Annotated in this window: 11 protein-coding genes and 1 other annotated feature; of the genes, 4 read left to right on the top strand and 7 right to left on the bottom strand. The window is 40.5% G+C overall.

From position 1 onward, the window contains the following. Position 1: 1 nt before the first annotated feature. Both dat and pepV read right to left on the bottom strand, forming a co-directional pair. Positions 2–850 (bottom strand): D-amino-acid transaminase, encoded by an 849-nt coding sequence (gene dat, locus PLANO_RS05490; RefSeq protein ID WP_038705383.1) that lies wholly within the window; start codon positions 848–850, stop codon positions 2–4. Between the two features lie 17 nt (positions 851–867). Continuing rightward, positions 868–2,241, bottom strand: coding sequence for a dipeptidase PepV (gene pepV, locus PLANO_RS05485; RefSeq protein ID WP_038703468.1), 1,374 nt, complete (start codon positions 2,239–2,241; stop codon positions 868–870). 295 nt (positions 2,242–2,536) lie between these two features. Here pepV and PLANO_RS05480 point away from each other — a divergent pair, with 295 nt between their 5' ends. Beyond that, positions 2,537–2,758: a DeoR family transcriptional regulator gene (locus tag PLANO_RS05480; RefSeq protein ID WP_008497225.1), complete on the top strand. Its 222-nt coding sequence runs from the start codon at positions 2,537–2,539 to the stop codon at positions 2,756–2,758. A 39-nt stretch (positions 2,759–2,797) separates the two neighbouring features. Here the strand turns inward: PLANO_RS05480 and PLANO_RS05475 are convergent, their stop codons facing one another. Both PLANO_RS05475 and PLANO_RS05470 read right to left on the bottom strand, forming a co-directional pair. Further along, on the bottom strand, positions 2,798–3,511 hold the full coding sequence (locus PLANO_RS05475) for a pseudouridine synthase (RefSeq protein ID WP_038703467.1): 714 nt from the start codon (positions 3,509–3,511) through the stop codon (positions 2,798–2,800). Positions 3,512–3,521: 10 nt separating this feature from the next. Then, the gene (locus PLANO_RS05470; protein ID WP_038703466.1) at positions 3,522–5,126 is read right to left on the bottom strand and encodes a putative polysaccharide biosynthesis protein; all 1,605 of its coding nucleotides are present in this window, start codon (positions 5,124–5,126) and stop codon (positions 3,522–3,524) included. Between the two features lie 129 nt (positions 5,127–5,255). On the opposite strand from PLANO_RS05470, the gene PLANO_RS05465 reads away from it, so the two are divergent. After that, complete coding sequence (locus PLANO_RS05465) at positions 5,256–6,539, top strand: BaiN/RdsA family NAD(P)/FAD-dependent oxidoreductase (RefSeq protein ID WP_038703465.1); 1,284 nt, start codon at positions 5,256–5,258, stop codon at positions 6,537–6,539. Positions 6,540–6,680: 141 nt separating this feature from the next. Here the strand turns inward: PLANO_RS05465 and leuS are convergent, their stop codons facing one another. From leuS to PLANO_RS05450, 3 genes are all read right to left on the bottom strand, one after another. Further along, positions 6,681–9,092, bottom strand: a complete 2,412-nt coding sequence (leuS, locus tag PLANO_RS05460) for a leucine--tRNA ligase (RefSeq protein ID WP_038703464.1) — start codon at positions 9,090–9,092, stop codon at positions 6,681–6,683. Between the two features lie 43 nt (positions 9,093–9,135). Continuing rightward, positions 9,136–9,341 (bottom strand) — a binding site (T-box leader). Between the two features lie 44 nt (positions 9,342–9,385). Beyond that, the gene (locus PLANO_RS05455) at positions 9,386–10,039 is read right to left on the bottom strand and encodes a 3-oxoacid CoA-transferase subunit B (RefSeq protein ID WP_038703463.1); all 654 of its coding nucleotides are present in this window, start codon (positions 10,037–10,039) and stop codon (positions 9,386–9,388) included. Between the two features lie 18 nt (positions 10,040–10,057). Next, positions 10,058–10,750, bottom strand: a complete 693-nt coding sequence (locus PLANO_RS05450) for a CoA transferase subunit A (protein WP_038703462.1) — start codon at positions 10,748–10,750, stop codon at positions 10,058–10,060. A gap of 174 nt (positions 10,751–10,924) precedes the next feature. Between PLANO_RS05450 and PLANO_RS05445 the strand changes: the two genes are divergently transcribed. Both PLANO_RS05445 and PLANO_RS05440 read left to right on the top strand, forming a co-directional pair. Beyond that, the gene (locus PLANO_RS05445) at positions 10,925–11,878 is read left to right on the top strand and encodes a tRNA modification radical SAM protein MnmL/YtqA (protein WP_038703461.1); all 954 of its coding nucleotides are present in this window, start codon (positions 10,925–10,927) and stop codon (positions 11,876–11,878) included. Beyond that, complete coding sequence (locus PLANO_RS05440) at positions 11,875–12,438, top strand: tRNA 5-(aminomethyl)-2-thiouridylate-methyltransferase MnmM (RefSeq protein WP_038703460.1); 564 nt, start codon at positions 11,875–11,877, stop codon at positions 12,436–12,438. Before PLANO_RS05445 ends, PLANO_RS05440 begins: the two co-directional genes overlap by 4 nt. Positions 12,439–12,448: the final 10 nt, after the last annotated feature.

Here is a 12,448-nt window from a genome sequence, read left to right as displayed (position 1 = left end):
TTTATGATTTTACGCCTACTTCAATACGTGCTTCAAAAGCAGTCTGCAATTTACGTGTGAGTTCACCTGGAACACCTTGACCAATTTTATGATCGCCAATTGCGACAATTGGCATCACTTCCGTAGTTGTTGAAGACATGATGAATTCATCCATTTCAAGAGCTTCTGTTTTTGTAAATGGTGTTTCGACTACTGGAATTTTTAATTCTTCACATAGCTCAAGAATCACTCGTCTTGTAATGCCGTTTAAAATAAGGTTGTTTGCAGGATGAGTATATAGAATGCCATTTTTAATGCCATACATATTCGATGAACAACCTTCTGTCACTGTTTCACCTCTATGCAAGATCGCTTCAAAATATCCTTCTTCGTATGCTTCTTGTTTAGCTAGTACGTTTCCAAGCAAGTTTAAACTTTTAATGTCGCAGCGTAACCAACGAATATCTTCGATAAATTTGGCCGTAACACCCGAATCTAATTTTGCAACAGGACGTTCAACTGATTTTGTATTACCAGTAATCACTGGCGTTGCCTGCGTTGGGAATTGATGTTGACGCTCTGCAGCACCTCTTGTGATTTGTACGTAAACTTGTCCATTCTCAATATTGTTAACTTCAACAAAATCATACATCATTTTATGAAAAACATCTTTTGTATAAGGAACGACGATTTTGATTTTGTCTGCACTGTCATAAAAACGGTCGATATGTTCTTTAGCCGTAAATAAATTGCCATCGTATACACGAATAACTTCGTAAATCCCGTCTCCAAATTGATAACCCCGATCTTCTTTCGAAATCACCAAATCTTCTTCCCGAATAAATTCTCCATTGTGCAATATCAAATCCATATCCATTCCTTCTTTCCTCATTTTTTACATGCTAATTGATAAATTGCTTCTGCATAGATAGCAGTCGCTTTTATTAAATTGTCGATGTCGACAAATTCATCTGCTTGGTGCGCAACATCGGGTTCGCCAGGGAATAACATTCCAAAAGCCACACCTTTGTCTAGCACGCGCGCATAAGTACCTCCGCCAATGGCGATCAAATTTGCTCTTTCGCCCGTTTGTTTTTCATATGCGCTTTGTAGCGTTTTGATGAATGGATCGTTTTCATCCACATAATGAGGAGGAGAATTAGACGCAATGTCCAGTACGAAATCCTTCAACTGATAGGCATCGATTTTCTCTTTGAATGGATAACTTATCGAGTACCTCATACTAACTGTAATCATAGCCGTTTTCTTTTTTTCAAACCGAATAATTCCAGCGTTAAATGTTGTATCTCCAGATTGTTCATCTGTAAAATCCAGACCAAGTTTATGACCACGTGAATCTTGATAAAACGTGTCTGCCACAAACTCCACAAATTTTTGGCCATCACCTTCTAAACGATCTTTCAAAAATACAGCTAGTAAAATTCCGGCATTAATCCCATCTTCAGGTTCCATGGCATGAGCCGCTTTTCCATTTAACGTTAATTCTGTCGATCCGTTATGCTGCTCGACTTTACCTGTTACATTATGTTTTTTACAAAACGACTTAAAATCCTCTTGCCATTCTGCTAATTGACCGTTTAATATAGCCGTCGCTTTGTCGGGCACCATATTACTTCGATTTCCAGCAATAAAAGATTCTAAAATCGCATCTTCGTGCATTGAAAATGTAGAAAAAACCAAAGATGCAATCCCTTTTTCTGCATTGATGATTGGAAAATCTGCGTCTGGTGTAAAGGCTATTGCTGGCATTTCTTCTGTTTGAAAATAGCGATCCATACAGCGGAAATCACTTTCTTCATCGGTACCAATAATTAAACGCACGCGCTTTGTGAATTCCACACCAGCATCTTTTAACATATTTAGTGCTGCCCATGCAGCAATCGTCGGTCCTTTATCATCGATAGCCCCACGACCGTAAAGCCGTCCGTTATGAATTTCTCCACCAAAAGGAGCTGTAGTCCAACCTTCACCAACTGGCACGACGTCCACATGCCCTAAAATTCCAAGCAATTCTTCGCCTTGTCCAATCTCAAGATGCCCTGCGACATCCCCAACATTTTTCACAGTATATCCTTCTGTTCTTCCTTTTTCTAAAAACCAATCCAATGCCTGTTTAACTTCTTTTCCAAAAGGAGCTGTTGGCGTTGTGTCATTACTTAATACGCTGGGAATCGCTATTAATTCTTGCAATTCACTCAGTATTTTCTCTTTACGCTTTGTAGCTTCTAACTGCCAATCCATGTTTCACACTCCTTTTTGTTATGGCTATTGTACACCTTTTTTCAGGAAATTAAAGAATTTGTCGTAAATTTACACAAAAAATTCTGTTATTCATATGTAAATTTTTCGTAAATTCGGCTAAAATCCTAGAATTCGAGATGTTTTTCCGTTATAATCAAATTGTCAGATTAGTTAAATTGACATATCTTTTAGGAAAAGGGGCTGTCTTTGGCATCAATCATACTTGCTGTATAACCTCAGCACATCGTCCGCTAGTCTTTGCCAATGGGAAAAAAGATGAAGGAGTGGTTCTATTATGAAACCCACAACCGATCGAATGCTCATTCGAATTAAAGATATGTATAAGTACATTCTCGAGAATGGGACTGTAACGACGCAAGATCTTGTCGACGAATTCGGCATCACTCCTCGCACCATTCAAAGAGATTTGAATGTGTTAGCCTTTAACGACTTGGTGTCTAGTCCAACTCGAGGCAAATGGACAACGACGCAACGCAAAGTGAAAATGACGTCCTAACAGATTTCCTAAACAAAGAAAATGACCGCAGCTATGCGGTCATTTTCTTTGTTTTAAGCCAGTTAGTTCTTCATCCGTCAAATGACGATATTCACCAAGTTCTAATTCTGGATCAAGACTTAACGGTCCCATCGACAAGCGTTTCAAATAGACAACGTGTTTGCCGACACTTTCGAACATCCGTTTAACTTGATGGAACTTGCCTTCCGTAATCGTCAGTTTAATTTTAGACACAGCAGCACTTTCTAAAATAGTTAAACTTGCAGGCTTCGTCACATAACCATCATCAAGCATAACCCCTTTTTTAAAGGCTTCTGCGTCTTCTTCCGTGACTACTCCTTCGACATGTGCAAAATAGGTTTTATCCACATGCTTTTTAGGCGATAGTAATTCGTGTGCTAATTTGCCATCGTTTGTTAAAAGTAGAAAACCCTCAGTGTCTTTATCCAATCGCCCTACTGGAAACGGTTCAAAATGCTGCTCATCTTCCCCAAGCAAATCGATCACCGTTTTATCGTATTTATCTTCTGTTGCTGAAATTACACCTTGAGGTTTATTCATCAATACATAAATAAACTCTGTATATGCAACTACTTCTCCTCCGACCGAAACGTGATCATCATGTTCATTAACATGCACTTTTGGGTCTCGGACAATTTCTCCATTTACTTCAACTGCTTTTGATTTTAATAAGATTTTAACTTCTTTTCTTGAGCCATGACCCATATTAGAAAGATATTTATCTAAACGCATTGCGTCACTCCTAAAAGCCTAATTTTCGAGAGATTTTCGTTATTTTCGAGCCCATTAATTTTTGTGCTAAGCCCGTTTTTAAACCGAGATAGCCATAAACAACTGCGCCAACACCACCAATTAGAATGATCCGTATCATTGATAGGAACTTATTGTCCATGCCGATAAATAGATTTAATCCTGATATCGCTAAGAATACTGCTCCCGCCATAATCAAGTTTAATATAACGATTAAAATGACACGTCTTCCGACCATTTGCGAACGGTAATTCATGGTTTTAGCGATTACCACCATGTTCATGCCAATAGCCACAACATAACCGATGATAGTTGCTGCAATCGCACCATCTGTTTCAAAAAGTTCAATCAGCGGTGTATTTAGTACTGCTTTTAATAAAAGACCAGTAGATAAGTTGATAATGATCCATTTCTGTTTATTGATACCTTGTAATATAGATGCTGTGACTGGGAAAGCAGAAAACAATATTGCCACTGGCAAATAATGCGCCAAAATTTCAGATCCAACATCACTTACTTCGTAGAAGACATGGTATAACTCATTAGAAAGCATTGTCATCCCAATAACCGCTGGTAATGTTAAGAACAATAATAACTGGATTGATTGATCTAATGTCCGTGATACTTGAAGATATTCTCTGCGTGTAAAGTGTTTCGTGATCAACGGGATTAATGCCATTGAGAAACCAGTAGCAAGCATAACTGGAATCATGACAAGTTTATGAGCAGTTAAATTTAAAATACCTAAAAGATCGATTTCCGAGAAATTCCCACCAGAACTCATCGCCCGGTTAAACGTCATTAAGTCGACAAATTGGAACAACGGGTTGGCAATACCGAGGAATATAACTGGTACGGCATAAATCAAAATCTCTTTGTACATATCACGTAATTTAACATCATACGATTCGACCGAATTCGCTAACAGCTGATTGTATTCCGGCTTTTTCTTTTTCCAGAAATACCCCAAAGTGACAATACCACCAAGAGCTCCGACTGCTGCAGACAATACGGCAAATTGAATTGCTGTTTTTGGCGTTCCATCAAAAATGTATAGAACTGCAAATGCGCCGCCCAAAAGGAAAATGATGCGAACAATTTGTTCGACCAACTGAGAAACAGCGGTCGGCATCATGTAGTTATAGCCTTGGAAAAACCCTCTCCAAAGACTCATAAATGGCACGACAATTAATGCAAAACTGACCCACCGAATAGCTTCTGTAACATCACCTACCGAATAAATAAGTTCATCTTCAGATATGGTAATGCGCGCAAGTGGTTCTGCGAAGATATAGAGCATAAGAAACGACACAAACCCGGTGATCATCATCGTCAATAGACCTGACTTTAATAATCTCCTCCCCGTTTCATAATCTCCAAGAGAATTGTATTTAGCGGTAAATTTTGAGAAAGCAATTGGCGCGCCTGAAATAGCTAGCGCCAACATCAAGTTATACGGGATATACGCATATTGATAAAGCCCGATATTCTTTTCTCCTACCATGCTATAAAACGGAATGATATAAATAACTCCAAGAATTTTCGACAAAAATAAACCTAATGTTAAGATGGCTGTACCTTTAACTAATGACGACATTTTACACTTCCTGACTTGTTCATAATAAAAAGCAATCTACACGATAGTTTACACCTATAGATGAAATTACTCAACGTGTTTCGCTGCATCGTGTATACTAAAAAGAAAACGAAAGCGAGTTCTTATATTATGTATGACGTTATAATCGTAGGCGGAGGTTCCTCCGGCCTAATGGCATCTATTGCCGCAGCTTCGAATAGCCAAAAAGTATTATTGATTGAAAAAGGAAAAAAGTTAGGAAAAAAACTACTGATATCTGGTGGTGGGCGCTGCAACGTAACGAATCGGTTACCACTTGATGAAATTGTAAAGCATATTCCAGGGAATGGCCGTTTTCTTCATAGCCCTTTTTCTGTATTCAATAACGAAGACATTATTTCCTTTTTTGAAGGACTTGGTGTTGCGTTAAAAGAAGAAGACCACGGTCGCATGTTTCCAGTTTCAAACCGCGCACAAGATGTAGCAGATGCCATGTTTAAAGAAATGGAACGACTCAATGTCACCATTTTACTGGATTCACCTGTTAAAAAATTATTGATGACTGACGAAAAAGTGACTGGTGTTCGTCTTCATACCGGTGAAGAATACACGGCTAAAGCAATTGTTGTAGCCGTTGGAGGTAAAGCCGTACCACAAACTGGCTCTACTGGTGACGGTTATCCGTGGGCAGAAAAAGCAGGTCACTTGGTGACAGAGCTTTACCCAACAGAAGTGCCGCTCTTGTCTAAAGAACCTTTCATCGTTGGCCGCGAGCTTCAAGGTTTAGCATTACGTGATGCAGCAGTAACGGTATTAAACAAAAAGGGCAAAGTACTTGTCACGCATCAAATGGATATGCTATTCACTCATTTTGGGCTGAGCGGTCCAGCAGTTTTACGCTGTAGCCAATACGTCGTCAAAGAAATGAAGAAAAATGGCGGTCAACCGGTGGAAATGCGGATTAATACTTTACCAGATGAAAATGCAGAATCTGCTTTTCAGTTGCTAAACAAAATGATGAAAGACGAACCAAAAAAATCGTTGAAGAACGTTTGGAAAAGCTTAGCGCAAGAGCGTTGGTTGCTGTTTCTCATGACGCGTGCAGAAATCGATCCACTTCTGACTGGTGCAGAAGTGCCAAGTGATAAAGTACGCGCCATGGCTCAGCAGTTAACGGCGTTTACGATGTTTGTTAACGGTACGCAATCGATTGAAAAAGCATTTGTTACGGGTGGCGGTGTGTCGATCAAAGAAATCGAACCCAAAACGATGGCATCGAAAAAGAAACCTGGATTGTATTTCTGCGGTGAAATTTTAGATATTCACGGCTACACAGGCGGATACAACATCACGTCTGCATTCGTTACAGGAAACGTAGCCGGACAAAGCGCAGCTCGATTTGCGAAAGAACATCAAGTCGCATCACAAAATTGAGTTCTTGCGTGAAGGGGTAGCTAATACTAAAGCGCTATTCACTTAACTTAACAATGCAAAAGAGGCAAGCTGGAAATTTCCCCAGCTTGCCTCTTTTTTTGAAATGCTCCCGGAAGGTTTTGCATTTTCATGTCTACTTTTTTAGCCTACTACGATGTTGACTAATTTCCCTGGAATAACAATTACTTTGCGAACTTCTTTGCCTTCAGTTGCTTTTTGAACATTGTCGTCAGCAAGCGCTGCTGTTTCCAACTCTTCTTTTGTGCTGTCTTTTGCAATTGCTAGCTTTGTTTTTACTTTGCCATTTACTTGAACTACAACTTGAATAACGTCATCGATCATTTTCGACTCATCAAATTTTGGCCAATTTTCATAAGTAACCGAACCTTCGTGACCCAACTTCTCCCATAGCTCTTCTGCTACGTGAGGTGCAATTGGAGACAATAGTTTCACAAAACCTTCTACGTATTCTTTTGGAATAGAATCGACTTTATAGCCTTCGTTAATAAAGACCATCATTTGTGAAATAGCTGTGTTAAAGCGCAACCCTTCAAAATCATCTGTTACTTTTTTAACCGTTTGGTGATAGACTTTTTCCAGTTTACCGTCATTTGCATCCGTAATTTTCGCACTCAATTGCTCTTCGTCCATCAACAAGCGCCAAATACGGTCTAGGAATCGACGCGAGCCATCTAAGCCATTAGTTGACCATGCAATGGATGCTTCAAGTGGTCCCATAAACATTTCGTACATACGTAATGTATCAGCACCGTGGCTTTCGATAATTTGGTCGGGGTTCACGACATTGCCTTTTGATTTCGACATTTTCTCGTTTCCTTCGCCCAGAATCATCCCTTGGTTAAATAGCTTTTGGAAAGGTTCTTTTGTCGATACCACACCGATATCGTAAAGCACTTTATGCCAGAAACGTGCATATAGTAGGTGAAGTACTGCATGCTCTGCACCGCCGATATAAACATCAACTGGCAACCAGCGTTTCAATAATTCTGGGTCTGCCAACATTTCATCGTTGGTTGGATCGATAAAGCGCAAATAATACCAGCAGCTTCCTGCCCATTGCGGCATCGTATTGGTTTCGCGGCGGCCTTTCATTCCTGTTTCAGGATGAACGACATTTACCCAATCCGTAATATTGGCAAGAGGTGATTCGCCTGTTCCGCTTGGCTTAATATCTGTCGTTACTGGCAACATTAATGGCAAGTCTTTTTCTTCGACAGGCGTCATTGTGCCATCTTCCCAGTGAATAATTGGGATTGGCTCGCCCCAGTAACGCTGACGACTAAACAACCAATCACGCAAACGGTACGTAATTTTCTTTTCGCCCACTTTTTTATCTACTAGCCAGTCAATCGCTCGTTCAATTGCTTCTTTTTTGTTCAATCCGTTTAAGAAGTCAGAATTGATCAATTCACCGTCTCCTGCATAAGCTTCTTCTTCAATATTACCGCCTGATACGACTTCAACAATCGGCAAATCAAACTGCTTCGCAAATTCATAGTCACGCTCATCGTGAGCTGGAACGGCCATGATTGCGCCTGTTCCATAAGTTGCCAATACATAATCAGCAATCCAAACCGGCATTTTTTCACCACTTGCTGGATTTATTGCATATGCGCCTGTGAAAACACCTGATTTGTCTTTTGCCAAATCTGTACGTTCCAAATCACTTTTCGTTTTAACGTCGTCAATGTATTTTTCAACAGCAGCTTTTTGATCCGCTGTAGTAATCGCAGCTACCAATTTATGTTCAGGAGCAAGCACCGCGTAAGTTGCGCCAAAAATCGTGTCTGGACGTGTTGTAAACGCACGGAAAGAATGTTCTGTGTCTGCGACTTGGAATTCTAATTCAGCACCTTCTGATTTTCCGATCCAGTTGCGTTGCATGTCTTTTAAGCTTTCAGGCCAATCCAAGTCGTCCAAATCTTCAAGTAAACGGTCAGCATAATTTGTAATACGCAATACCCATTGGCGCATAGGACGACGTTCAACCGGATGACCACCGCGTTCTGATTTGCCATCGATTACTTCTTCGTTCGCCAAAACAGTTCCAAGTGCTGGGCACCAGTTAACCGCTACCTCATCAACATAAGCCAATCCTTTATTATACAATTGGATAAAAATCCATTGCGTCCATTTATAATAAGACGGATCTGTTGTGCTAATTTCACGGTCCCAGTCATATGAAAATCCAAGTTCTTGAATTTGACGCTTAAACGTTTCAATATTTTTAGCCGTAAATTCTGCTGGATCATTTCCAGTATCAAGTGCATATTGCTCTGCAGGTAGACCAAAAGCGTCCCACCCCATTGGATGTAACACGTTATAACCTTGCATACGTTTAACACGGCTTAAAATGTCTGTCGCTGTATAGCCTTCTGGGTGTCCAACGTGAAGTCCAGCACCTGATGGATACGGAAACATATCCAATGCATAAAACTTCGGTTTAGACGGGTCGTCTATCAGTTTAAAGGTTTTGTTGTCTTGCCAATATTTCTGCCACTTTTTCTCGACTAGTTTGTGATTGAATGTCATTTCCGATTCCTCCTCAAAATAAAAAAATCCCGCCCCTCAAAAAATAAGGGACGGGATTTTCCCGCGGTACCACCCAAATTAGCGACTGCTCGCTCAACTTGACTCCTTAACGCGGAAAACGGTGTATCTTACTTAGTTTCACATACACTGACTCCAAGGTGAGTTCGGTTGCGCATTTTACCGGCTTGCACCAAACGCCGGCTCTCTGTGGAAAATACACAAACTACTAGTCCTCTTCGCTGTCATTAACTATTGTCTCTATTTTAGACGAGTCGCTGTTTTTTGGCAATAGCCTATGAGACTTTAACGTTTTCTGTGTTTAGCGGTGCATCTGTTGAATCGATTATATCTTGAACCGTAAAGCCATCAAAGACTTCTGACAAAACCAATCCGGCGTCTGTCACTTCAATTACTGCACGTTCTGTAATGATTTTATTGACGACGCCTTTACCTGTTAGCGGCAAATCACATTGCTTTTTAATTTTGGCAGAACCGTCTTTTGATACATGGTCCATAATAACAATTACTTTTTTCGCACCGTGCACTAAATCCATTGCGCCGCCCATGCCTTTAATCATTTTCCCTGGAATCATCCAGTTCGCTAAGTCGCCGTTTTCAGCAACTTCCATACCACCCAAAATTGCCACATCAATATGACCACCGCGAATCATCGCGAACGATTCAGCACTCGTGAAGAAAGCAGAACCAGGGATTGTTGTAACTGTTTCTTTGCCTGCATTGATCAAATCTGGGTCGACATTTTCTTCTGTTGGATATGGTCCAATTCCTAAAAGTCCATTTTCTGATTGAAGAACGACACTTTTATTGTCGGAGATGAAATTCGCTACAAGTGTCGGCATTCCGATTCCTAAGTTTACGTAATCGCCATCGTTAATTTCTTTTTCAGCTCGTTTTGCAATGCGTTCTCTGACTAATTGTTTATCCAAGATTTTCTCCACCCTTTCCTAAACAGTGCGTGTTGTAAGACGTTCAATGCGCTTTTCTTGATCTGCTTGAAGCAATCCTTGTACATAAATGCTTGGCGTTTGAACGTGATTTGGATTAATGTCGCCAATTTCTACAATCTCTTCTACTTCTGCAATGGTAATTTTTCCAGCTGCTGCTGCAAGCGGGTTAAAGTTTTGTGCTGTTTTGTTATACACCAGATTACCCATTTTATCGGCTTTATGTGCTCTTATTAATGCAAAGTCAGCGCGTAACGCGTGTTCTAGTACATATTCTTTACCATCAAATTCACGAACTTCTTTGCCTTCTGCAACTGTTGTCCCTACGCCAGCTGGTGTAAAGAAAGCCGGAATTCCCGCTCCACCTGCGCGCATTTTTTCAGCTAATGTTCCTTGTGGTGTCAATTCAACTTCGATTTCGCCCGATAACACTTGGCGTTCGAACTCTTTGTTTTCACCTACATAAGAACCAATCATTTTTTTTATTTGTTTGTTTTTCAATAACAGGCCAAGACCCCATTCGTCTACACCACAGTTATTGGAAATGACGGTCAGATCGGTTACCCCTTTATCAACTAGTGCTAAAATAAGCTGTTCAGGTATTCCTACTAACCCAAATCCGCCCACCATAATTGTGGCACCGTCTTGAATTTGTTCGACTGCTTCTTTTGCAGAACTATAAATCGGTTTCATTCCATTATGCCTCCTCTGACTCATCCACTTAAATTCATTAGTAAAACGCTTCCATTTCAATTTAAACAAACTATTGCTCTAAACGCAATATTCATAAAAATACATAGCCTCTTTAGTAGGCATTGTTCCTAGTTTTATCGTCATGCTACAATAGCTGTTGAGGAGTTGTTTCAATTGAATAAAGAGTTTCCTTTTTCATCTGATGGAAAACGTTATTATACATGGAATCGCCATTTGCGCGATCATTTTGGTTTTAAGGTGATGAAAATCGCGTTAGATGCCGGATTTGATTGTCCGAACCGGGACGGGACAGTGGCACACGGTGGCTGTACATTTTGCAGTGTCGCAGGGTCTGGTGATTTTGCTGGAGATCGTGTTGACTCGATTCCTGAGCAATTTGATAAAGTCAAAGAAAAAATGCATCGTAAATGGAAAGATGCTAAATACATGGCGTACTTCCAGGCTTATACTAATACACATGCGCCGTTACCCGTGATTAAAGAAAAGTTTGAAGCGGCACTTGAGCAAGAAAATGTTATCGGCTTAAGCATTGCGACTCGCCCCGATTGTTTGCCTGACGATGTTGTGGACTACTTAGCCGAATTAAATGAACGTACGTATTTATGGGTCGAACTTGGGTTGCAAACCGTTCATGAACGGACCGCTCTGTTAGTCAATCGTGCGCATGATTTTGAAGCATATGTTGAAGGCGTGACAAAATTACGCAAACGTGGCATTCGTGTATGTACACATATTATCAACGGTTTGCCACTTGAAGACCGAGACATGATGATGGAAACTGCTCGTGAAGTGGCAAAACTAGATGTTCAAGGCATTAAAATTCACTTGTTGCATTTATTAAAAGGCACCCCTATGGTCAAACAATACGAAAAAGGCATGGTCGAGTTTCTAGAAAAACAAGAGTATATTAATTTAGTAGCCGATCAATTAGAAGTGCTACCACCCGAAATGGTGGTGCAACGCATTACAGGTGATGGTCCGATAGATTTAATGATTGGGCCCATGTGGAGTGCGAACAAATGGGATGTCTTGAACGGCATTGATGCAGAACTCGCACGACGTGGAAGCTGGCAAGGGAAATTAGCTACGGGAAGTGTAACTTCATGACGATACAACGAGTATTACCTTTCACAAAATCTTTGCTTGAACAAGCAGTCAATTCTGGAGACGTAGTAATTGATGGCACGGCCGGCAACGGACATGACACACACTTCCTCGCAGGTTTAACAGGGGCTAACGGAAAGGTTTTTGCTTTTGATATTCAAGAAGAAGCAATTAACGCGACTCGACAGCGAGTCCAAGAATTTGACCACGTCGAACTGATTCACGATAGCCATGCCAAAATCAATGACTATGTGTCACAACCCATAGCAGCAGCTATTTTTAACCTTGGCTATTTACCAAAAGGCGATCACAGCATCATCACGAAATCAAAAAGTACACTCGCTGCTCTCGAACAATGCTTAGATTTATTGAAAATAAAAGGTCTGTTACTAGTTGTCGTATACAGTGGACACGAAGGTGGCAGCGAAGAACGTGATGCTGTCATGAAATTTGTTTCCTCGTTACCACAAAAAACCTTTGATGTGCTAAAATACGAATTTATCAACCAACAACATTCTCCACCATTTTTATTGGCAATTGAGAAGAAACAGGAACGCATATAAAAAACGCAGA

Origin of the sequence: Planococcus sp. PAMC 21323 (genome assembly GCF_000785555.1) — a bacterium.
In the GTDB taxonomy this organism is placed as follows: domain Bacteria; phylum Bacillota; class Bacilli; order Bacillales_A; family Planococcaceae; genus Planococcus.
This window is presented reverse-complemented; position numbering and strand designations above follow the sequence as displayed.